Source organism: Caenibius sp. WL (genome assembly GCF_019803445.1).
Classification (GTDB): domain Bacteria; phylum Pseudomonadota; class Alphaproteobacteria; order Sphingomonadales; family Sphingomonadaceae; genus Caenibius.
On record NZ_CP081844.1, the window covers coordinates 3,342,590 to 3,363,539 of the forward strand.

20 protein-coding genes and 2 tRNA genes are annotated in these 20,950 nt (G+C 63.0%); 14 read left to right on the forward strand and 8 right to left on the reverse strand.

Translation table 11 applies throughout. The features are described 5' to 3' along the window. Positions 1 to 52 precede the first annotated feature (52 nt). Together K5X80_RS16100 and K5X80_RS16105 are read right to left on the reverse strand one after the other, a co-directional pair. Positions 53 to 128: transfer RNA gene (locus K5X80_RS16100), tRNA-Thr, on the reverse strand. A gap of 116 nt (positions 129 to 244) precedes the next feature. After that, the gene (locus K5X80_RS16105) at positions 245 to 844 is read right to left on the reverse strand and encodes a murein L,D-transpeptidase catalytic domain family protein (protein ID WP_222558714.1); all 600 of its coding nucleotides are present in this window, start codon (positions 842 to 844) and stop codon (positions 245 to 247) included. 145 nt (positions 845 to 989) lie between these two features. Between K5X80_RS16105 and K5X80_RS16110 the strand changes: the two genes are divergently transcribed. The 3 genes from K5X80_RS16110 (at position 990) to K5X80_RS16120 (ending at position 4,079) form a co-directional block, all read left to right on the forward strand. Further along, complete coding sequence (locus tag K5X80_RS16110; RefSeq protein ID WP_222558715.1) at positions 990 to 1,919, forward strand: 1-phosphofructokinase family hexose kinase; 930 nt, start codon at positions 990 to 992, stop codon at positions 1,917 to 1,919. A gap of 139 nt (positions 1,920 to 2,058) precedes the next feature. Further along, entirely contained in the window at positions 2,059 to 3,150 is a 1,092-nt protein-coding gene (locus K5X80_RS16115) for a DUF1214 domain-containing protein (RefSeq protein ID WP_222558716.1), read from the forward strand. Positions 3,151 to 3,221: 71 nt separating this feature from the next. After that, complete coding sequence (locus tag K5X80_RS16120) at positions 3,222 to 4,079, forward strand: AraC family transcriptional regulator (protein ID WP_222558717.1); 858 nt, start codon at positions 3,222 to 3,224, stop codon at positions 4,077 to 4,079. On the opposite strand, the gene K5X80_RS16125 is transcribed toward K5X80_RS16120, so the two are convergent. The 3 genes from K5X80_RS16125 to K5X80_RS16135 form a co-directional block, all read right to left on the reverse strand. Continuing rightward, complete coding sequence (locus K5X80_RS16125) at positions 4,049 to 4,381, reverse strand: hypothetical protein (protein ID WP_222558718.1); 333 nt, start codon at positions 4,379 to 4,381, stop codon at positions 4,049 to 4,051. The two genes, K5X80_RS16120 and K5X80_RS16125, sit on opposite strands and share 31 nt — an antisense overlap. A gap of 53 nt (positions 4,382 to 4,434) precedes the next feature. Continuing rightward, positions 4,435 to 4,508, reverse strand: a tRNA-Cys gene (locus tag K5X80_RS16130). A 113-nt stretch (positions 4,509 to 4,621) separates the two neighbouring features. Continuing rightward, positions 4,622 to 5,821, reverse strand: coding sequence for an LL-diaminopimelate aminotransferase (locus tag K5X80_RS16135; RefSeq protein WP_222558719.1), 1,200 nt, complete (start codon positions 5,819 to 5,821; stop codon positions 4,622 to 4,624). Positions 5,822 to 5,986: 165 nt separating this feature from the next. Here K5X80_RS16135 and K5X80_RS16140 point away from each other — a divergent pair, with 165 nt between their 5' ends. The 6 genes from K5X80_RS16140 to K5X80_RS16165 all read left to right on the forward strand — a co-directional run bounded on the left by K5X80_RS16140 (position 5,987) and on the right by K5X80_RS16165 (position 12,268). Beyond that, on the forward strand, positions 5,987 to 7,867 hold the full coding sequence (locus K5X80_RS16140; protein ID WP_222558720.1) for a PHA/PHB synthase family protein: 1,881 nt from the start codon (positions 5,987 to 5,989) through the stop codon (positions 7,865 to 7,867). A 195-nt stretch (positions 7,868 to 8,062) separates the two neighbouring features. Beyond that, positions 8,063 to 8,890: a phasin family protein gene (locus K5X80_RS16145; protein ID WP_222558721.1), complete on the forward strand. Its 828-nt coding sequence runs from the start codon at positions 8,063 to 8,065 to the stop codon at positions 8,888 to 8,890. A 221-nt stretch (positions 8,891 to 9,111) separates the two neighbouring features. Next, a complete protein-coding gene (gene clpS, locus K5X80_RS16150) occupies positions 9,112 to 9,471 on the forward strand; it encodes an ATP-dependent Clp protease adapter ClpS (RefSeq protein ID WP_222560497.1) in 360 nt (119 codons plus the stop codon). Between the two features lie 143 nt (positions 9,472 to 9,614). Next, a complete protein-coding gene (locus tag K5X80_RS16155; RefSeq protein ID WP_222558722.1) occupies positions 9,615 to 10,838 on the forward strand; it encodes an LptF/LptG family permease in 1,224 nt (407 codons plus the stop codon). Beyond that, positions 10,828 to 11,925, forward strand: a complete 1,098-nt coding sequence (lptG, locus tag K5X80_RS16160; RefSeq protein WP_222558723.1) for an LPS export ABC transporter permease LptG — start codon at positions 10,828 to 10,830, stop codon at positions 11,923 to 11,925. Before K5X80_RS16155 ends, lptG begins: the two co-directional genes overlap by 11 nt. 67 nt (positions 11,926 to 11,992) lie before the next feature. Continuing rightward, on the forward strand, positions 11,993 to 12,268 hold the full coding sequence (locus K5X80_RS16165) for a hypothetical protein (RefSeq protein WP_222558724.1): 276 nt from the start codon (positions 11,993 to 11,995) through the stop codon (positions 12,266 to 12,268). A gap of 66 nt (positions 12,269 to 12,334) precedes the next feature. Here the strand turns inward: K5X80_RS16165 and K5X80_RS16170 are convergent, their stop codons facing one another. Continuing rightward, positions 12,335 to 13,420 (reverse strand): fatty acid desaturase family protein, encoded by a 1,086-nt coding sequence (locus K5X80_RS16170; RefSeq protein ID WP_222558725.1) that lies wholly within the window; start codon positions 13,418 to 13,420, stop codon positions 12,335 to 12,337. A gap of 263 nt (positions 13,421 to 13,683) precedes the next feature. On the opposite strand from K5X80_RS16170, the gene K5X80_RS16175 reads away from it, so the two are divergent. After that, positions 13,684 to 14,841 (forward strand): hypothetical protein, encoded by a 1,158-nt coding sequence (locus K5X80_RS16175; RefSeq protein ID WP_222558726.1) that lies wholly within the window; start codon positions 13,684 to 13,686, stop codon positions 14,839 to 14,841. 340 nt (positions 14,842 to 15,181) lie between these two features. Next, positions 15,182 to 15,979 carry a response regulator gene (locus K5X80_RS16180; protein ID WP_222558727.1) on the forward strand — a complete coding sequence of 266 codons (798 nt, stop codon included), beginning with the start codon at positions 15,182 to 15,184 and terminating at the stop codon, positions 15,977 to 15,979. Between the two features lie 119 nt (positions 15,980 to 16,098). On the opposite strand, the gene K5X80_RS16185 is transcribed toward K5X80_RS16180, so the two are convergent. Further along, entirely contained in the window at positions 16,099 to 17,628 is a 1,530-nt protein-coding gene (locus K5X80_RS16185) for a CHASE domain-containing protein (RefSeq protein WP_222558728.1), read from the reverse strand. A gap of 372 nt (positions 17,629 to 18,000) precedes the next feature. Here K5X80_RS16185 and K5X80_RS16190 point away from each other — a divergent pair, with 372 nt between their 5' ends. After that, entirely contained in the window at positions 18,001 to 18,177 is a 177-nt protein-coding gene (locus K5X80_RS16190) for a NepR family anti-sigma factor (RefSeq protein WP_222558729.1), read from the forward strand. Then, positions 18,174 to 18,767 (forward strand): sigma-70 family RNA polymerase sigma factor, encoded by a 594-nt coding sequence (locus K5X80_RS16195; protein WP_222558730.1) that lies wholly within the window; start codon positions 18,174 to 18,176, stop codon positions 18,765 to 18,767. Before K5X80_RS16190 ends, K5X80_RS16195 begins: the two co-directional genes overlap by 4 nt. A gap of 65 nt (positions 18,768 to 18,832) precedes the next feature. Here the strand turns inward: K5X80_RS16195 and K5X80_RS16200 are convergent, their stop codons facing one another. Beyond that, on the reverse strand, positions 18,833 to 19,444 hold the full coding sequence (locus K5X80_RS16200) for a superoxide dismutase (protein WP_222558731.1): 612 nt from the start codon (positions 19,442 to 19,444) through the stop codon (positions 18,833 to 18,835). Positions 19,445 to 19,611: 167 nt separating this feature from the next. Here K5X80_RS16200 and glmM point away from each other — a divergent pair, with 167 nt between their 5' ends. Continuing rightward, on the forward strand, positions 19,612 to 20,949 hold the full coding sequence (glmM, locus tag K5X80_RS16205; protein ID WP_222558732.1) for a phosphoglucosamine mutase: 1,338 nt from the start codon (positions 19,612 to 19,614) through the stop codon (positions 20,947 to 20,949). The last annotated feature ends 1 nt before the right edge of the window (position 20,950 follow it).

The following is a 20,950-nucleotide window of genomic DNA, read 5'->3' on the forward strand; positions in this document are numbered from 1 at the left end:
TACATTGGTACATCTACCAACCGAGCGGAAGTCTACTAAATGATTGGAAAAGTGGTGCCGCTTAGGTGACTCGAACACCTGGCCCCATCATTACGAATGATGTGCTCTACCAACTGAGCTAAAGCGGCACTGCGGGCAGCGCTCTATCGGCGTTCCGCGATGGGTGCAATCGCTTTTGTCGGAAATTATCCAGCGGGGCGCAAATTTCCCGCCCTCCCCCGGCCTAGCTCAGGAAAAGGCCGGATTACTTGGCCGCGAACAGCAGGTGGCCCACGCCCAACCGGTCCAGGACATCACCGATATCGCGGCGGCTGACGGCAAAGCAGCCCTGGCTGCGCCCGACTCTGCCCTGGCTTTCCACCACTTGCCCGCTGACGTAATCCGCGCCGTGAATCACGATCGCGCGATGGAGCGCATTGCTGTTCTCCGCATCCAGTCCATCCAGCCGCCGGGAATAACCGTGCTGCCCATAATAGGAAGGCCCCACCACATAAGCGCCATCCGACGACGCGTTCGAGCCGGGGCGGTTGGAAAACCGCTGCACCCAGCCGCTGTTGCCCGGGTCCGACCCGCTGCCATGGGCGACGAGATAGGAAATCAGCACTCTGCCATTGGTCACGCTGACAAGATGGAAACGCGCCTCACGCGAATGGGCCGAGAAATCGACCAGCCCGACCAGATCGCGGTTGGCGATTCGATAGGCATGGGTATCGAGCGCCATCAGGGCGCGCGGCAGCAGGTCCGGCCGTTCGGCGGCGCGGACCTGGGCAAAAGCACGGGGGGCGAACAGACTGGCCGTTCCCGCAACGGCCGCGCCGAGAAACAGGCGCCGATTACATTTCATGCGTCACGATCCCAGACGACTTCCGTGTGTACTGTAATGGCGGGGCCCCGCGCCGCGCAAGCCGCAAGTTCAACGACCGGACGCAGCGGCCGGATAATCGCAATCGGCCCTTGCCTGATCTCCCGCCAGACGTGATCATGCCCCCATGCCGAGCATCGCGACTCTGACTCTCAATCCGACGATCGACACCGCTTACGAAGTCGATCGCGTCTTTCCCACGCACAAGATGCGCACGATCAAGGAACAGTACGATCCGGGCGGCGGCGGCATCAATGTCGCGCGGGTTTTCAAACGGCTGGGGGGCGATGCGCATTGCTATTACCTGTCCGGAGGGGCGACCGGCGTGGCGCTGGATGGGCTGCTGGACCAGCACCAGCTGCCCCGGACGGCGATCGCCATCGCCGGGCCGACCCGCATCAGCGCCTCGCTCTATGATCGGGGAAGCGGGCAGGAATACCGCGTCGTTCCCGCGGGCCCCACTGTCGCACCCGCCGAATGGCAGGCCTGCCTCGACGTTCTGGCGACAGCCGCGTGCGATTATCTCGTTGTCAGCGGATCGCTGGCCCCCGGGATACCGGACGATTTCTATGCGCGCGTGGCCGCCACCGCCGCGGCGCGCGGGATCAAGGTGGTGCTCGACAGTTCCGGCGCGGGGCTGCGCGAAGGGCTGGCAAGCGGGCACATCCACCTGTTCAAGCCCAGCCTTGGCGAACTGCGCCAGTTGTCCGGCCTGCCGCTCGAAAGCGATGGCGAGATTGCGGCCGCCGCGCAGGCCGTGGTCGCCAGCGGGCAGACGGATCTCGTCGCCGTGACCATGGGGCACGAAGGGGCCCTGTTGGCCAGCAAGGACGGCTGCATCCGCCTTCCTGCTCTGCCGATCGAAGCCGTCAGCACCGTCGGCGCGGGCGACTGCTTCGTGGCGGGCATGGTCTTCGCCCTGGCCAGCGGCCAGACCCCGGCGGAAGCGTTCCGGTTCGGCATCGCCGCGGGATCGGCGGCGGTGCTGACGCCCGGAACCGATCTGGCCCATCCCGCCGATATCGAACGGCTGCTGCCGCAAGTCGGCCCCGTCTGACCGCTTCCCGCCGGGCGCCGCCTGTTCGCGCCGGATTTTCGCCATGGCGCCACAAACGGACGACCCCCTGCCGTATTGGCTGGTCTCTGCCCCGGGAATGCAGGAAAATCGCCCCCGGGAAAACAGGCAGAGGACGATCATGACCAGCCCCACGGGAAGCAAGCAGCACGGACTGTCGCATATCTGGCGCGAGTTCTGCGCCCAGCTGGCCGAAGCGGGCGAAGTGCTCGACCGGGCGGAAGCGCCGGACAGCGAATTCGATCAGGCCGAAGGATTGCGCTATCTCAGCCGCCTGACGCGCACCGCGCTCAACATGCTGGTGGATTCGGGCGATCCCGATTTTCCGCGGATTTTCCAGCTCACCGATGACAAGATCAAGATCGGGGCGGACAATCCCGACAATATCTATCAGCAGGCCGTCGTGCGCGGGGACCGGGATTATCGCATCTGGGGCAAGCGCGGCACCGTACCCTATCTCAGCATCGGATCGAAAGCGAACCGCTACGCCATCGACGGCACGATGACATCCACCGGCGAAATCGAATTCGCCGATGTGGCGCTGGATGCCGATGGCAATTTCGAAATCATCGTCAGCGCGAAGGAACAGCCGGGCAACTGGCTGCCGATGGCGCAAGACACCACCTTCCTGATTATCCGGCAGACGTTCGAGGACAAGGCGACCCAGATCCCGGCCGAATTCCATATCGAACGGATCGGCGACGGCCCCGCAGTCCCCGCGCTGCTGACCCCCACCGCGATCACGGATCAGTTGCGCGGTTCGGCCGCCTGGGTGCGCGGCACCGCCAACACGTTCGCGGACTGGTCCGAATGGTTCAAAAGCCAGCCCAACCGGATTTATGATGGCGATCAATCGGTGTTCTATCGCGGCGGCGGCGATCCCAAGATCTGGTATGGCCATATCTATTTCGATCTGGCGCCGGATGAAGCACTGGTGCTCGAAGTTCAGCCCCCCGCAAACTGCCGCATGTGGAATTTCCAGATCGACAACTGGTGGATGGAATCGCTCGATCACGTGCATCAGAAAGTCTGGCTGAACAACGCACAGGCCCGTTACGAGGCGGATGGCCGCGTGGTGCTGGTCTGCGCGGACCGCGATCCGGGCTTCGGCAACTGGATCGATCTGGCAGGCCATCGCAAGGGCACCGGCCTGTGGCGCTGGATCGAGGCGGATGCCCATCCCGTTCCCGAGTGCCGCATTATCAAGCTGTGATCGCGGGCCGGGGGCGGGCCATGCAACACAACGCTTGCCATGATCCCGGCCGAGGACTTATTTTGCGCGCCATGGCAAACAGCGATCTGGCAGAGTTCGGCTGGAACATCGTCGGCAGGCTCAGCGCTGGCGAGACCGAGGTCGTGCTCGCCGATCACCCTGCCGCCGACTGGATCGACCGCACCCATCTGCGCGACCGCCCGGCGCTCAGCCTGCTGCTATCCCCGCAAAGCAATCCTTCGCGCGGGTGCTTTCTCGGCAACAACAACACCGAATGGCAGGTCTCGATGGGCAACATCGTGCTGATCCCCCCGGGGATGCCGATCAGGGTCCGCGCCGATTCGGTGCCGCCGCGCCGCCTGCTGAACTGCACTCTGCCCCTGCGCGGCGATATGGGGGGCATCGACGCGCTGGCCCGCCTGGAACAGTGCATGAATGTGCGCAACGGCGCGGTGCGCACCGCTTTGCAACGCATTGTCTCCGAACTGGAAGCGCCCGGCTTCGCTTCAAACGCGATCATCGAAGGCCTGGGCATCTATCTGTCCGGCGAACTCGCCAGCCTTCTCGCCGAAGACAGCAAGGCGGCGCGTTCAGGCGGCCTTGCCCCGTGGCAATTGCGCCGGATCGACGAGCATCTGCAAGACGGCAACTGGGACTGCCGCATCAGCGATCTTGCCACCTTGTGCGGCATCAGCGCCCGCCATCTGATGCGCGCTTTCCGCCAGAGCACCGGGCGTTCGCTGGCCGACTATATCGCCGCCGTGCGGGCCGATCATGCCCGCGCCCTGCTGCTGGACGAGACATTGTCCATTTCCGAAATCGCCCAGAGGCTGCGCTTTTCGCGGCCTGCCGGGTTCACCACCGCTTTCCGCCGGCTCACCGGGCTGACGCCCAGCGCCTACCGCCAGTTCCAGCGCGCGCGCCACTGATCCGGCGTTTCGTCACACCCGGCACGCCCTTCGCCGCAAACCGCGAAACCCGAAAGCCGTCCGCGCGTTGATCGCATGCCCCGAGTGGGCGCCGAACCGACCTTGCAAACGGAACGCGATCCATGGAGCAAGAGTGCGACAGGCTGCGCGCCAGGCAGCACGCATATCAGCGGCAGATGTTGCGGCAGGCCCTGCAACAGATGCACGAGCACGCTCTCCCCGCGCGCCAGCAGCAAATGCCCCAGCTGGATGAAACGAACGCGCTTTGGCGCGTCCGCCAGCAACAGCAGCGTCAGCAGCAAGGATGAAACGCCCGAACGGTGGAGCTGACAATCGGCTGGTTTGTTCGAAAGTCTGGAGGCCCGAGCCGGAATCGAACCGGCGTATACGGATTTGCAGTCCGCTGCGTCACCACTCCGCCATCGGGCCTCAGGCGCAGAATTGCGTGGGAAGCGGGCCACTAGCCCAAGGCGGGCGGCAGTGCAATCCGCTTTGACGCAATTGTTGGGGGCGCACGCAAAAAACTGCGTGCGCCCGCCGTGTCATGCCGCCGTGGTGTTGACCCCCATCGACTGGAGGTAGCGCTTCACGTTGCGCGCCGCCTGGCGCAGACGCTGCTCGTTCTCGACCATGGCGATACGGACATAGCCTTCGCCATCTTCGCCATAGCCCACGCCCGGCGCCACAGCGACTTCGGCATGAGTGAGCAACTGCTTCGAGAATTCGAGGCTGCCCATATGCTTCAACGCCGGAGGCAGCGGCGCCCAGGCGAACATCGAAGCCTTGGGCGGCGGGATATCCCAACCGGCCCGGCCGAACGCTTCCACCATCACATCGCGGCGCTTCTGATAGAGCGTGCGGTTTTTCTCGACGATATCCTGCGGGCCGTTGAGCGCGGCGCACGCCGCCGCCTGAATCGGGGTGAACGCGCCGTAATCGAGATAGGACTTCACCCGCTTGAGCGCGGCAATCAGCTTGGCATTGCCGACCGCGAAGCCGACGCGCCAACCCGCCATCGAGAATGTCTTCGACATGGAGGTGAATTCCACCGCCACATCCTTCGCCCCCGGCACTTCGAGGATCGAGCGGGTCGGATTGCCGTCGAAATAGAGTTCGGAATAGGCGAGATCGGACAGGACCCAGACCTTGTTTTCCTTCGCCCAGGCCACCAGCCGTTCGTAGAAGGCCAGGTCCACCGTTTCCGCCGTGGGGTTCGACGGGTAATTGACGATCAGCACCGAAGGGCGCGGCACTGTGAAGGCCATCGCGCGTTCGAGCGATTCCCAATAGCGTTCATCAGGCGTGGTCGGCACCGAACGGATCGTCGCCCCGGCGATGATGAAGCCGAACGTGTGGATCGGATAGCTGGGATTGGGCGCCAGAACCACATCGCCGGGCGCGGTGATCGCGGTGGCAAGGCTGGCCAGCCCTTCTTTCGAGCCCATCGTCATCACGACTTCGGTTTCCGGGTCCAGATCGACGCCGAAGCGGCGACCATAGTAATTGGCCTGCGCGCGGCGGATGCCGGGAATGCCCGAGGATGCGGAATAACCGTGCGCATCGGGCTTCTGGGCCACTTCACACAGCTTGTCGATCACGTGCTGCGGCGGCGGCAGATCGGGGTTGCCCATGCCAAGGTCGATGATGTCGCGTCCCGCCTGCCGCGCTGCCGCTCGCATCGCGTTTACTTCGGCGATGACATAGGGGGGCAGGCGCTTGATGCGGTAAAACTCGTCTTCCATGACCTTAAGATTTCCGTTTTCGCCGGCGGGATTGCCGGGCTTCCATGACTCTAGGCGATAAACTCCACCACGCAAATGGCGTTTCGCCTTGCATCATGGCCGATCCCCCTGCCACATGTCGCCTTGGGCTGCATGAAAATTCGTGCATGGCGGGAGGAGGATTTGATGAGCGAAGACCAATCACCCGACTTCGGCACTCTGATCAGCCAGTTGGTCGCCCTTCAAGGCAACGCGGCGCAGCAGTGGTTCCAGCAGATGCTGCCGCAGACCGCGCACAAGTTTTCCGATCCGGGCGCGATGGCCGAATGGATGGGTGTCGCGCACCGGCTGCAAACCATGTGGCTGGCATTCCAGAGTGAGCGCGCCGGGGCGGCGATGCCCACCAATCCCTTCACCGATCCGGGCAAATGGCTGGAACTGGCCACGCGCTTCGTCCAGCAGTCGCCCCTGGCCGATCCGCAGCGCCAGCAGAAGCTGTGGGCCGACAGCATGACTCTGTGGGACAGCGTGCTCGGCCAGTATGGCCTTGGCCGCGGGGCCGCTGACGAAGACAGGCCGAACGAACCGAAACTGCCGCGCCAGGACAAGCGCTTCGCCGATCCCAAATGGCGCGAGCAGCCGTTCTTCGCCGTCGTCCATCAGACTTACCTGATGATCGCCGAACAGCTCGAAGCGATGGTCGAATCGTTCGAGGGGTTGAGCGAGGATCGGCGCGACCAGATGCGGTTCGTCACCCGCGTGCTGATCGAAGCGCTGAGCCCGGCCAATTTCCCGCTCACCAATCCCGCCGTGGTCGACCGCACGCTGGAAACCAAGGGCGAGAATCTGGTCAAGGGAATGGAGCACCTGCTGGCCGATCTCAAACGCGGCCAATTGACTCACACCTCGCCCACCGCGTTCAAGCTGGGCGAGAATATTGCGGTGACGCCGGGGGATGTCGTCTATCAGACCCCGCTGTTCCAGTTGATCCAGTACAAGCCGACAACGCCCAAAGTGCTGGAAACGCCGCTGGTGATCTTCCCGCCGTGGATCAACCGCTATTATATCCTCGATCTCAATCCGAAGAAGAGCTTCATCCGCTGGGCCGTGGAACAGGGGCTGACGGTGTTTGTCGTCTCGTGGAAATCGGCCGATGCCTCGATGGGCGATCTGACGCAGGACGATTATATCCGGGCCCAGATCGAAGCGATCGACGCGGTGCGCGAACGGCTGAAAGTCCCCGCCGCCCACACGCTCGGCTATTGCGTGGCGGGCACCACGCTGGCCGCGACGCTGGCCGTGCTGGCGCGCCGGGGCGAAGCGGAAAAGGTCGCCAGCACGACGTTCTTCACCGCGCAGGTCGATTTCGAGCGCGCGGGCGATCTCAAGATTTTCATCGACGACCTGCCGCTCAAGCTGGTCGATGAACTGAGCGAGGACGGCTATCTCGACGGGCGCTATCTCGCCGCCACGTTCAATCTGCTGCGGGGGCGCGAACTGATCTGGAACTACGTCATCAACAACTACCTGATGGGGGAAGACTATCCGGCGTTCGATCTGCTTCACTGGAACAGCGACACCACCAATCTCCCGGCGCTCTGGCACAAGGCCTATCTGCGCGACCTTTATCGCGACAACAAACTGGTGGTGCCCGATGCCCTCAGCGCGGACGGCACGCCTATCGATCTCACCCGCATCCAGACGCCGGCCTATATCCAGGCCGGGCGCGAAGATCACATTTCCCCGCCTGAAAGCGTGTTCCGCATCACCCGGCACCTGCGCGGCCCGATGCGCTTCGTGCTGGCCGGTTCGGGGCATATCGCGGGCGTGGTCAATCCTCCCGATGCGCGGAAGTACCAGTACTGGATCAACGAAGACCCGGCCGGTTCGCTGGAGGAATTCACCGCAGGGGCGACGGAGCATCCGGGAAGCTGGTGGCCCGACTGGATCGAGTGGATTCGCACGCATGGCGACAAAACGGTGGCCGCGCGCGGCAAGCGGAAACCGGGCGGAAAGAACGATTCCGTCATAGAACCGGCCCCGGGGCAGTACGTCAAGACCCGCTGAGGATCGATTTAAAGATAGGATTACTCTTTTCCCGCAGTGATTTAGACAGAGTTCCCCTCCTCCTCGGCACTGGCCCTCAAGCCGCGCTCCGCGAGCTATTGTGCAGTGCACAAAAAATACTTGACTTCGCATGTGCGATGTCTATTTTGTGCACTGCAACATGAGCCCGATCGGGGCCAAGTTCGAGGAGCGAGCATGTCCAACGACAGCCAGATCAAGGCCATCGAAACGGCCGAAAAAGCCAAAGCCCCCGAAGCTGCGGCTGTGAAGATTGCCGAAACGCCGAAGCCTGTTGTGGCTGACGTCAAGGTTCCCGCCCAGCCCGTTGCGGCGGCCAAGCCCGCAGCACAGCCTGCACCCGTGAAGGCCCCGGCCGCACCGGCCGCCGCCGTGTCGGCAAAGCCTGCTGCACCGGCGAAGAAGGCCGTGGGACGCAAGGCTGGCAAGAAGCCTGCCGTAGCGGCCAAGCCCGCCCCGGCGAAGAAGGCCGCTGCCAAGAAGGCTGCGCCCGTGCGCAAGGCCAAGACTGTCAAAACTGCCGTAAATGCTCTGACCATTCCCCAAATCAAGGAAAAGATCATGTCCAAAGCCACCACGCAGAAAGATCTTTCGAAGCTGCTCGACAACGCTGTGAGCACCGTAAAGACCCAGGCCAAGGCCGCTTATGCCAAGGGCAGCGCAGTTGCCGGTGAAGTCGGCGAACTGTCCAAGGGCAACATCGAAGCCGTTGTTGAATCGGGCAAGATTCTCGCCAACGGCGTGAAGGCGATCAGCGCCGACTACGTCGCTGAAACGAAGAGCGCTTATGAAACCGCCACCGGCGATTTCAAGAAGCTGGCCGCTGTCAAGTCGCCGACCGAGCTGTTCCAGCTCCAGGGCGAACTTATGCGCCGCAACTTCGACGCCGCCGTTGCGTTCGGTTCGAAGGAAACCGAAAAGCTCGTCAAGCTGAGCAACGACACGTTCGCGCCGATTTCGAACCGCGTCAGCCTGATTGTCGACAAGGTTTCGAAGGCCGTCTGAACCTTCATATCTTAGCGCCGGGTGCCTCCTACCCCCGGCGCGACACCAGCAGGCCGGGCAGTGCGAACTGTCCGGTCTGTTTCGTTTGCGGGCCCGGTTTTCCTGCCCGTTTGCCGGGTCGGCCCGCCGGCAGCCCGGCGCGGTTGCGCTTTTTGGGGTTTGCGGCCTTGCAGCCGACCGCTTCGATACGATATTCTCCCCCTATGACGACAGAACTGGACATGCACACGGCCGTTCGCGACCAGCGCCCCCGCGCTGGCGACAAGGACGATTCGCGCGAAGGCGATGGCCAGGTCGGTATCGCCACCAAGACCCGCGCGAAGCCGAAGAAGCCGAGCCAGTTCAAAGTCCTGATGCTGAACGACGATTACACGCCGATGGAATTCGTCGTCATGGTGCTGAAACGCTTCTTCCATATGGATCTGGAACAGGCGACCCGGGTGATGCTCCACGTTCATCAGAAAGGCGTCGGGGTGTGCGGCATCTTTCCCTACGAGATCGCCGAAACCAAAGTGAATCAGGTGATGGATTTCGCGCGCCAGAACCAGCACCCGCTGCAATGCACGCTGGAAAAGGCCTGACCGCCGCCCGCCCTGCCCCCAGCCGTTTGCCGCATTGAGCGCCCGGCGCGTACCGGCGCGCGCAAAACATGCATGACCTCGGCGGCAAGCCACGCTATAGCCGGGGCAGACCTCTCGTTCCGCGCGCAATCACGGCCAACCGCTTGAAATTTCTGACAGCCATAGACCGCTACATTCTCAAGGCGACGCTGCTGCCGATGATCGCGGTCTTCATCATCGCGGCTTCGCTGCTCGTGCTCGACAAGATGCTGCGGCTGTTCGACTTCGTCGCCGTGGAAGGCGGGCCGGTCGGCGTGGTTTTCAAGATGCTGGCCAATCTCCTGCCCGAATACGCCAGTCTGGCAATCCCGCTGGGCCTGATGCTCGGCATCCTGCTCGCCTTTCGCAAGCTCGCCACCAGCAGCGAACTGGATGTGTTGCGCGCGGTCGGGCTCGGCTACAATCGCCTGTTGCGCGTGCCTTATATGCTGACGATCCTGCTCGCGATCGTGAATCTGCTGATCGTCGGCTATCTGCAACCGCTGTCGCGCTACTACTATGAACAGATGCAGTTCCAGTTGCGCTCGGGCGCCCTGGGGGCCTCGATCAAAGTGGGCGAATTCAATACCTTGAAAGACCGCATGGCCCTACGGGTGGAGCGGAGCGAGGACGGCGGCACGAAATTGATCGGGGTCTTCGCCCGGATCGCCAATGCGAAAGGGCAGGTCCTTTCCATTTCCGCGCGCGAAGGCCGGTTTCTCGCCACGGCGGACAGCCGGGATACGATCATCCTGCGGCTGGTGGATGGCACGCTGATTCAGGACACCGGCAAAGCCTCGCCCCGCGTGCTCAGCTTCACTGTGCACGATCTGCCGATCGATCTGCCCAAGATCGAGGAATTCCGCCAGCGCGGGCAGAAAGAGCGCGAATATGTCCTGCCCGAACTGCTCAAGATCGGCTGGAACAAGGAATTGCCCCACGACAAGCGATTGCAAAGCTTGTCCAATCTCAACTACCGCCTGGTCGAAGTGGTGATGATGCTGTTGCTGCCGCTGCTCGCGGTGGCGCTCGCCGTTCCGCCCAAACGCTCGACCTCCTCGCTCGGCGTCTTCGTCTCGATCGTGCTGGTCGTCGCCTATCACAAAGTGAACGAATACGGCGCCGACGTCGCCAGCCTCGGCATGATCCATCCCTTCATTGCGCTGTGGGGGCCGTTCTTCCTGTTCGCCGCGCTGATCGTGTGGATGTATTATCGCGTGGCGTTCGTGCCCGGCGGGCAAGCCATCGGGGCCCTCGAATCGGTCTATGCCAAGGTTATCCGTTACCTGAAACGCTTCTCGCCGCAACAGCGGCGACTGGAAGCCGTGAAAGCCAGACATGCGGCTTGATTTCTTCCCCTCGCGCACGCTCACGCTCTATCTCGCGCGGACGTTCATCACCCGTATCCTCGCGGTGCTGGTGATGCTGGTGCTGGTGCTCCAAATGCTCGACCTGCTGAGCGAAAGCGGCGACATCCTGGCCTATCCGGGCAATGGCGAAGCGCAGCTGTGGGCCTATGTCGGCCTGCGCGTCCCCCAGTTGATCGCGCGCTTCCTGCCTTATTCGGTGCTGCTGGCGACAATCATCACGCTCGCCACGCTGAACCAGAACAGCGAAGTGATCTCGATGAAAGCGGCAGGCATGTCCGCCCATCAGATCCTGGCTCCGCTAATGCTGACGGCGGCGATCGTGTCCGCGTTCAGCTTCGCGTTCAACGAACGCGTGGTCACCCGCGCCACCGCCACGCTGAACGTCTGGGAAAAGCAGAAATACGGGCCAATGCCCAAGGAATCCAATGTCCGGGCCAACGTCTATCTGGCCGATGGCGACAACATTCTCGCCATCGGCCAGCTTGCCGGCCGGGGCGCGGACATGCGGATGACGGATGTCACCTGGTATCGCCGCAACGCGCAGGGCATCGTCCTTCAGCAAGTGCGTGCGCCCTCCGCCACCTATGGCGCATCCGGCTGGCGTCTGGCCGATCCGATTTCGTTCGATGTCCAGTCGGCCGTCCAGAAGCCGGTCGCGCCGCTTACCGTCGCCCCCCAACTCACCCCGCAGCGCATATCGCTGACCGGTGTCGATGCCGATGGGGAAAGCGTGATCGAACTGCGCCAGTCGATCGACCGGCTGAAAGCCGCCGGGCGCCATACCGGCGAACTGGAAGCTTCGTGGTGGCACAAGTTTTCCGGGCCGCTGTCCGCTTTCCTCATGCCTCTGCTGGGCGCAGTGGCGGCGTTCGGCCTTGCCCGTTCAGGCCAGCTTTTCGTGCGCGCGGTGATCGGCATGGCGCTGGGCTTTGCCTATTTCGTGGTAGACAACGCGGCCATCGCCATGGGCAATTTCGGCGGTTATCCGCCGCTTCTGGCCGCGTGGGGGCCGTTTTTCCTGTTCCTTCTGGTCGGTGAAACGGTGCTGATGCGGACGGAGGAGTAAGCGTATTCACCGCTGCTCTCCAGCCTGTTAGAATAGCTGGCCTTGCTTCATAACGAGGAGAAGCGGAATGAAGACCCTGGCCAAGACAGCCCTGATCACGATGGGCATCGCCGCGCTGGCCGCCTGCGGCGAGAAAGCGGAAAATCAGGAAGCGACCGAGAATCCGAGCGCGACCGAAGCGGCGCTCCCCGCCCCTGAAACACCCCCGCAGCCAGCGGACGAATGGGTGACCAAGCCCGATACGGGCGTCGATGTCACGCTGCCCGAAACGCCGATGACCACCGAAACGGCCACCCCCACGCCCGGCAACGAACAGCCCAAGGCGCCCGAAGCGGGCCAGTAAACAGGATTCCATGGGCCGGGGCGGCGCGCATTGCCCGCTCCGGCATCCTGGACGGAAGCCGCCGGTTCAGACCCGGCGCATGGTGTTGCGAGCCAGACGGCCGACCAGCATGAACAGGCCGGGATAGCTGGCCTTGTCATAGGTCGATTGTCCGCCCAGTTGCGCCCGCAGGCGGCGATGCGCTTCGCCCAGCGCATGATAGGGCAGGCTCGGCAGCAGGTGATGCAGGGCGTGATAGCGCAGCCCCACGGGCGCCCAGAGCGGCGCCATGAACGCGGGCGGCGGTACATTGACCGAATCGAGATATTGCGCCGTCACCGTCATCGCATCGCCTTCGTTTTCCCACAGATGCGCCACCAGAGTGCGCAACTGGTTGAGCAGCGCGGTGCCCGACATGATCACCAGCGCGATCAGCAGCGGCCGCCAGCCGAGGAAATGGATGCTCGCCAGCAGAGTGATCGCCCACAGGCTGCCGCCCAGTTCCTGCCAGAACACCATGCGCTTGAAGGCCCCTTCGGGCGGGCGGCGGCGGAAATCGGGATTGATGGAAAGCGCGGAGAAACGTTGCCAGACATATGTCCGCAAGGGCGGGATCACCGCGCCGAGCGGAACCAGCACGGCAAAGCGGAACAGCAGCGCGAAAGGCGCCAGCACAGCGATCAGCAGGAACACCGGCAAGGACCACGGCTTCATCAGGGCCAGAGGCAGATATTCGGGATCGTCCGCCGTGCCGTAGCGCGTGCGGGCATGGTGCAGCGTGTGCACCCCTTCATACATGAAGGACGGGGTCAGCAGCGGAATGCCGACCAGAATATTCCACCCGGTGCGGAAGCCCGGCAGGGCGTTCTTGTGGATATGGGTCAATTCATGAATGAACAGCAACGCCCGATAGAGCGCAACCGCGGCGACCACCCCCGCCAGCACGGACACAACCGGGCTCCGCGCCAGAATGGCAACGGCAATGCAGCCATAGCCCACCAGCGCCGAAATCAGCATGTCGGGCCAGTAGATACCCGGCCGGGCCGCCGAAATATCGCGCGTCAGATCGACCGCCGCGCGCAACATGTCCATGTCATCCGGAATCGCGGCATGCCAGCCGCGCGCGGCGGGCTGGGGCGAACCGGGAATGTCGATGGTTTCGTGGGCAGTCATGCAATCGTTCCGCAATGGCCGATAGGGGCCGTTTCCCTGCGTTCCTGCCTTTAAATCGTGGCAGCAACATGTCCATGCCCGCAAGCGCATCGCGCGGAAAAGCGATATCCGGCCTTCCCGCATCGGGCGATGGCGCCGCAAGACGCATAACGAGCGGCGCGATACCGGATCGCGCCGCCCATCCTAGATGGGGACGACGCGCCGCTTGACAAGTTGCCGCGAGAGTACGCAGTGCAGCATCTTTCTGCACAAAGGCACGTATTGTGACCCAGGCTTCCCTCGTCATTTCGCCGGTCAACGGCAAGCGCGATTTCAACGCGTTCATAGACTGCGCCTATCGCCTCAACGCCAGCGATCCGCATTGGGTGCCGCCACTGCGCCGCGAGATGGTCGAGATTCTGACACCGGGCAAGAACCCGTTCCACGACCATGCCGAAATGCAATTGTTCCTGGCCCGGCGGGGCAAGGACGTGGTCGGCCGCATATCGGCGCATATCGATTTTCTCGCTCTCGAACAGCCGCCCGAACAGGGGCTCGGCCCCGGCACGGGCAACTGGGGCATGTTCGAAGCCGCCGACGAGGAAACCGCCCACGCGCTGATCGCCACGGCGGAAGACTGGCTGCGCGCGAAAGGCATGACCCGGGTCGTGGCCCCGCTCAGCCTCTCCGTCTGGGAAGAGCCGGGGCTGCTGGTCAAGGGTTTCGATCACGATCCCACCGTGATGATGGGCCATCATTCGCCGCTTTATCAGGGATGGATCGAAGCGCTCGCCTATACCAAGGCGACCAGCATGCTCACCTATGAACTGGATATCACCAGGGAATTCCCTCCTCTGGTGCAGCGGATCGTCGCCTCGGGTGAACGCAACAAGCGCATCCGGGTCCGCCAGGTCGAACTCAAGGAATTCAAGCGCGAAGCGGATATCGTCATCCAACTGGTCAACGATGCCTGGTCCAAGAACTGGGGGTTCGTGCCGTTTACGGAGCGTGAGGCGAAGTACGCGGGCGAACATATGAAGCCGCTGATTCGCGAAGATCTGAACATGATCGCCGAACTGGACGGCGAACCGGTGGCTTTCATGCTGACTTGGTCGAACATCAACGAAGTGCTCAAGCCGTTCAACGGCCGCTTGCTGCCGTTCAACTGGATCAAGCTGCTGTCCTGGATGCGCAAGCCGCGTACCCGCACCATGCGCGTGCCGTTGATGGGCGTCCGCAAGGATTTGCAGAATTCCCGCCTCGCCAGCCAGCTCGCTTTCATGATGATCGAATTCATCCGCCGCAATGCGGTGGCGCATTACGGCGCGGATCGTGGGGAGATCGGCTGGATTCTGGAAGACAATCAGGGAATGGTGGCCATCGCCGATGCGATCGACAGCACGGTGAACCGCGAATACCGAGTGTATCAGAAACCACTCTGACCCACGCGGGTCCTGGGCCATTTCCCGTTTCCCAATAAAAAGGCCTCCGCTCGTTTCCGGGCGGAGGCCTTTCGGGATCGTATCACCAGCCGTTTGGACGGGAGGGGGAGGTCTCGGCGGTGACATGGGAGAAATGCCCGGCCAAGCCATCGGTTCCCGGCCCAGACGATTTTTTGAAAATTCTCTCTAAACCCCCGAAAAAGAGGGAAAGACGGGCGCTGCCCGGCCATGCCGCGAAACCGGATCATGGAAATTACCTGATGGCACGAAAAGTCAGGAACAGGCTCCCGCCGTATGAGTTTCTAGTACGCTAGCCATCTCTCTACCGGGAAGGGGTTTTATGTCGCTCAGCGCGCAAGTCGCTAACAATTTGCCTTTTCTTCGCCGTTACGCCCGTGCCCTCAGCGGTTCACAGGCGACCGGCGATGCCTTCGTTCATGCCACGCTCGAAGCGGTCCTCGCCGACAAGGCCTTGCAGGAATCGCTTTCCGGCGGGCGCGTGCCGCTCTACAATGCGTTCAACAAGGTCTGGTCCAGCGCCTATCTCGACGTTCCGCCGGGCGATGCCGCGGGCGCGGGCGAACACGAAGCGGCCGTGCGCGAACGGCTCGGCACGATCACCCCGCTCAACCGCCAAGCTTTGCTGCTGACCACGCTGGAAGATTTCTCCGTGGCCGAAACCGCGCAGATTCTCGAACGGGATGAAAACGAGGTGGAAGACCTGATCCGCGACGCCATCGCCGAAATCGACCGTGAATCGACCACCAGTGTCCTCATTATCGAGGACGAACCGCTGATTTCGATGCAACTCGAAGAACTCGTCTCCTCGCTGGGCCACACGATCTGCGGGACGGCCGCCACGCGCAGCCAGGCGCGGCAGGTCGTGGCGGAACGGATGCCCGGGCTGGTTCTGGCCGATATCCAGTTGGCCGACGGCAGCTCCGGCCTCGATGCGGTGGACGATATCCTGCAGATCGGCGACGTGCCGGTGATTTTCATCACCGCCTATCCCGAACGGCTGCTGACCGGGGACCGCCCCGAACCCACCTATCTGGTCACCAAGCCATTTCAGGAAGTGACCGTTCGCACCGCGATCAGCCAGGCGCTGTTCTTCGGTTCGAGCCGCCCCCTCCCCTGACAGGAAGAAGCCCCACGCGCGCAGGATGGCATTCGGCATCCCTGCGCGCGTTTGCATGCCGCATCGCGCGCGCCTGAACAAAATATCACGGAAAAACGCGCCGTGTTGCCGCCGCTTTCTCAGGCAGAAGGCGGCGTTTCGCTTTGCCGGGGCTGACGGCGCGCGCGAATGGCGAATTCGCTGGCCTGCCGCACCGGCACGGTCAGCGCGCATTCGACGCCGTGCCGCTCGAACCGCAAGTCCACCGGATTGCCCAGTTCGTGCGCCACGATCTTTTCGATCAGATCGAGGCCGAAGCCGCGATTGCCTTCGCCGTGGACCGGCGGGCCGCCCTTCTCCACCCATTCGATCCGCGCCAGCGTATCGGAAACGAGATGCCACGACACGGCCACGCTGCCCTGCGCTGTGCTGAGCGCGCCGTATTTCGCCGCATTGGTCGCCAGTTCGTGAATCGCCAGCCCGAGTGACAGCGCATCGTTGGGGGCCAGTTCGATATCGGGGCCGGTCAGCGTCACCAGATGTTCCCCGCCTTTGGTATAAGGAGCCAATTCGGTTTCGATCACGGCGCGGATAGGCGTCGCCCCCCATTCCGATTGGGTGAGCAGGTTGTGCGTGGCCGACAAGGCGCGAATCCGCCCGTCCAGCCCATCCACGAAACTGTCGAGATCGGTCGCCCGGCGCCGGGTCAGCGCGATCAGCGACAGCACGTTCGCCAGAGTGTTCTTGACCCGGTGATTCAGTTCACGCGTCAGCGACAGGCGGATGGAATTCTGCTGTTCCAGCCACGCCAGCGCCAGCCGGTCTTCGAGCGCCTGCTGCGTCAACAGCCGGGCAACGACCATTAGCAGGCTGGCGATCAGCAGGCCGGAGATCAACGCCAGCAACGACAGCGGCGACAAGGTATCGCGCTGCGGCGCCCACACCTGCAGCACCCAGGGGCGAGTCGCGATCGTCATCCCGCGGACCACGGTCATCCCTTCCCTTTCCGGGGCGTTCGCCTGCGCCAGCAACCGATCCGGAGCGATCTTGCGATCGTACAGCCGCACCCCGTATCCACCCAGGGGCTCACTATGCAGCGCGGATTCGAGGAATTTCTGCGCATTGAAAGCGCTGGTGACGAAGCCCCGCACTCTCTTGCTGCCGGAATTGGCTTCGAACACCGGCATGTACATGACAAAGCCGTCGGGACGCATGCCCCTGCCCTGAATCAGCACCAGCTTGTCGCTCGCCACCGGGCGTTCCTTGGTCGCGGCTTTCTTCAATGCGCCGCGCCCGCCGTCATCGGACAGCATGTTCAAACCGATCGCGCCGAGCGTCAGTTCGTTTGCTGGCAGGACATAGGCCAGAGGAATGGCGTAGGCCTGATCCGGCCGGAGCGCCGGATAGATCCTGAAAGCGCGGCCATATTCCTCGGTCATCCGTTTTTCGAAGGCGGGAATCTCCGCCCGCGGCACCACCGGACCCCAACCGACATTTTCCGCCCCGCGAAAATCGTCCTGCATCTTCAGTTCGCTGATCAGGCGGCTGAAACTTGTCCCGGTGATTTCTGCCTGATGCGAGAGCAGCGCCGAGGAGGCGCGCAGATAAGCGGCATTGGCATCCGCGCGCCGTTCGAGCGCAACACCGACCGCCAAAGCGGTCTGTTGCAACTGGGCTTTTTCTTTCTGCGCCTCGGACTTTTCAATCGCATAGACACTGATGCCAATTACAACAAGACTAAGTAAGAATATAACAAGAGGGAATGCACGCGGGAAACGCAGCAGCCATTGCCTGAATTCGATTCTGGCGGGCATAATACTGCTCAAGTGCCGTCCTGCTTTGTCTTTCATACCCAATTGTACGGCCGGAAAATTCCAAACTCCGACGCCTCGATTGGCAGAGCGCGATGCCCGATTCCACAGGAGCCCTCAAACCCCCTTCACATTCTCACTCGAAGGGAACAAGTACGGTCGAATTTCGTTCCAGATTGCAATGCAAGATTCCCCGACCATCGGGGATCATCGGGAATTTATCGCAACGGCATGATCGACAAAAGCAAGAAAACAGCGCCCGGGCGTGGCACGCACGCAGTTCACCCCCCGGTCGCAAAGCCCGACTGGGCCAGTGGCCTTCGCCGCCTCTACGATTCCGTGGTGGAGGAACCGCTGCCCGACAGTTTCAAGGATCTCCTGGCGAAACTGGATGACCCCAACAAATGAGCGGCCCCGCCTCTGAAGAGCCAGCCGGCTTCAAGCGTGAGCTTTCGGCCGTCATTCCGCATCTGCGCGCTTTTGCCCGCGGGCTCTGCGGCCGGCCCGACATGGCCGACGATCTGGTGCAGGAAACCATGCTCAAGGCCTGGGCCGCGCGTGACCGGTTCCAGCCCGGCACCAGCATGCGCGCGTGGACGTTCGTCATCCTGCGCAATGCCTATCTCACCGAAATGCGGCGCAACCGTTTTCGCGGCGATTACGATGAAACCGTGGCCGAACGGATTCTCACCGCCCCGGCCGGGCAGGAGGAGCCGATCCATCTGGCCGATATGCATCGTGCGCTGTTGCAGTTGCCGCCCGAACGGCGCGAAGCGCTGCTGCTCGTCGGGGCTGGCGGATTCAGCTATGAAGAAGCGGCGGAAATCTGCGGCTGTGCGGTCGGCACGATCAAAAGCCGCGTCGGGCGCGCCCGCGCCGCGCTGAACGCGATGCTGGAAGACGGCGCCATCCCTCACCGCGGCCATGGCGATGACGAAGCCCATAGCGCCATTCTCGGCGAACTGGATGAAATCGCCGGCAACGGCCGGCAGGATTGAAGCTCGCAGGTGGAAGCGCCCCGGATGAGGGCGCTTCCCCTGAGATCAGGTATCGGCCAAGCCGATCAGCCCGGATACTTCCATGCCTTGCCGCGAGCGAGATTCTCGGCCGCGAAATCCCAGTTGAGATGACCGTCGATCACCGCCTTGAGATAGTTCGGGCGGGCATTCTGATGATCGAGATAATAGGCGTGTTCCCACACGTCGATCACGAGCAGTGGGTTCGCATCGCCATCCACCAGCGTATCGGCGTCATGCGTTTCGGCCAGCGCCAGCTTGCCGCCCTTTTCAACCAGCCAGACCCAGCCGCTGGCGAAGTGGCCCGCGCCGATTTCGGCGAGCTTTTCCTTCAGCGCATCGAACGAGCCGAAAGCTTCGTCGATCTTGGCGGCCAGATCACCCGAGGGCGCGCTCGCCGTGCCGGTCAGCGAATACCAGTAGAAACCGTGATTCCACGTCTGAGCGGCGTTGTTGAACAGGCCCTGGTTCGAACCGCGCGCCGCAACGACGACGTCTTCCAGCGACTTGCCGGCCAGATCGGTCCCTTCGACAGCCGCATTGGTCTTGTCGACATAGGCCTTGTGATGCTTCCCGTGATGGAACGACAGCGTTTCGGCGGAAATGGCGGGGGCCAGCGCGACGCTGTCGAAAGGAAGTTCGATCAGTTGGAAAGACATGATTTCTCCATGGGTTGCAATTGGTCTTCTCCCCCTAACGCTCCGGCTCGCCTTGCGTTGCACAATCTTTTCGATCAGCCTTATCGACGCGGCCGGGCGGACATGTCATTGCCCGCAATAACGCCATGTGCGCATATGCCTGCGCTTGCAAGAGGATGGACCCACGCATGGTTCGCAAATATTTCGGGACTGACGGCATACGAGGCCGCGCCAATGACGGCGTGATGACAGCGGAAACCGCGCTGAAAGTGGGGCAGGCCGCTGGCCTCCATTTCGTGCGCGGCCTGCACCGCCACCGGGTGGTGATCGGCAAGGACACCCGCCTTTCCGGCTATATGATGGAAAACGCGCTGGTGGCGGGCTTCACCAGCGTGGGCATGGACGTGGTGATGACGGGGCCCCTGCCCACCCCCGCCGTGGCCCTGCTGACCCGCGAAATGCGCGCCGATCTGGGCGTGATGATTTCGGCCAGCCACAATCCGTTCGAAGACAACGGCATCAAGCTGTTCGGGCCCGATGGCTTCAAGCTGTCGGATGAGGACGAACTGGCGATCGAGCAGGCGATCAACCAGCCGCACACGCTGGCGCAGGGCGAAGCCATCGGCCGCGCCCGCCGGATCGACGATGCACGCGGGCGGTATATGCACGCGATCAAGCAATCGCTGCCTGACAACGTCCGGCTGGATGGGCTGAAAGTGGTGGTCGATTGCGCGCATGGCGCCGCCTACACCGTCGCCCCGTCCGCCGTGTGGGAACTGGGCGCCGAAGTGGTGGCGATCGGGGTGAATCCCGATGGCGTCAATATCAACGATGGGGTCGGATCGACTTCGCTCGATGCGCTGAAAGCCCGGGTGGTGGCCGAAGGCGCGGATATCGGCATCGCGCTGGATGGCGATGCAGACCGCCTGATCGTGGTCGACGAAAAGGGGCAGACGGTCGATGGCGACCAGATCATGGCGCTGATCGGCCGCGACTATGCCGCCCGGGGGATGCTCAAGGGCGGCGGCGTGGTGGCCACGGTCATGTCCAATCTCGGGCTCGAACGGTTTCTCGACGATATCGGGTTGTCGCTGGTGCGCACCAAAGTGGGCGACCGCCATGTGCTCGCCGCGATGCGGGCGGGCGGCTACAATGTGGGCGGGGAACAATCCGGCCACGTGATCCTGCTCGATCATGCCACCACCGGCGATGGCTGCGTGGCCGCGTTGCAGGTTCTGGGGGCGCTGGTCCAGTCGGGCAAGCGGGCGAGCGAACTGCTCCATCTGTTCGACCCGGTGCCGCAACTGCTCAAGAACGTGCGTTATACCGGCGGCGCGCCGCTGGAAAACGTCGCGGTGCAACATGCCATCGCCGAGGCAGAGGCCGCGCTGGCGGGCCGGGGCCGGCTGGTCATCCGCCCATCGGGCACCGAGCCGGTGATCCGCGTCATGGCCGAGGGCGACGATGCCGCCCAGGTCACGCAGGTGGTGAACGATATCTGCGCCGCCGTGGCGGAGGCGGCGTAAC

What these genes read in the sequence shown, in the direction of transcription:
- K5X80_RS16105 (WP_222558714.1), bottom strand. Translation starts at nt 844, where the DNA reads ATGAAATGTAATCGGCGCCTGTTTCTCGGCGCGGCCGTTGCGGGAACG.
- K5X80_RS16110 (WP_222558715.1), top strand. Translation starts at nt 990, where the DNA reads ATGCCGAGCATCGCGACTCTGACTCTCAATCCGACGATCGACACCGCT.
- K5X80_RS16115 (WP_222558716.1), top strand. Translation starts at nt 2,059, where the DNA reads ATGACCAGCCCCACGGGAAGCAAGCAGCACGGACTGTCGCATATCTGG.
- K5X80_RS16120 (WP_222558717.1), top strand. Translation starts at nt 3,222, where the DNA reads ATGGCAAACAGCGATCTGGCAGAGTTCGGCTGGAACATCGTCGGCAGG.
- K5X80_RS16135 (WP_222558719.1), bottom strand. Translation starts at nt 5,821, where the DNA reads ATGGAAGACGAGTTTTACCGCATCAAGCGCCTGCCCCCCTATGTCATC.
- K5X80_RS16140 (WP_222558720.1), top strand. Translation starts at nt 5,987, where the DNA reads ATGAGCGAAGACCAATCACCCGACTTCGGCACTCTGATCAGCCAGTTG.
- K5X80_RS16145 (WP_222558721.1), top strand. Translation starts at nt 8,063, where the DNA reads ATGTCCAACGACAGCCAGATCAAGGCCATCGAAACGGCCGAAAAAGCC.
- clpS (WP_222560497.1), top strand. Translation starts at nt 9,112, where the DNA reads ATGCACACGGCCGTTCGCGACCAGCGCCCCCGCGCTGGCGACAAGGAC.
- lptG (WP_222558723.1), top strand. Translation starts at nt 10,828, where the DNA reads ATGCGGCTTGATTTCTTCCCCTCGCGCACGCTCACGCTCTATCTCGCG.
- K5X80_RS16165 (WP_222558724.1), top strand. Translation starts at nt 11,993, where the DNA reads ATGAAGACCCTGGCCAAGACAGCCCTGATCACGATGGGCATCGCCGCG.
- K5X80_RS16170 (WP_222558725.1), bottom strand. Translation starts at nt 13,420, where the DNA reads ATGACTGCCCACGAAACCATCGACATTCCCGGTTCGCCCCAGCCCGCC.
- K5X80_RS16180 (WP_222558727.1), top strand. Translation starts at nt 15,182, where the DNA reads ATGTCGCTCAGCGCGCAAGTCGCTAACAATTTGCCTTTTCTTCGCCGT.
- K5X80_RS16190 (WP_222558729.1), top strand. Translation starts at nt 18,001, where the DNA reads ATGATCGACAAAAGCAAGAAAACAGCGCCCGGGCGTGGCACGCACGCA.
- K5X80_RS16195 (WP_222558730.1), top strand. Translation starts at nt 18,174, where the DNA reads ATGAGCGGCCCCGCCTCTGAAGAGCCAGCCGGCTTCAAGCGTGAGCTT.
- K5X80_RS16200 (WP_222558731.1), bottom strand. Translation starts at nt 19,444, where the DNA reads ATGTCTTTCCAACTGATCGAACTTCCTTTCGACAGCGTCGCGCTGGCC.
- glmM (WP_222558732.1), top strand. Translation starts at nt 19,612, where the DNA reads ATGGTTCGCAAATATTTCGGGACTGACGGCATACGAGGCCGCGCCAAT.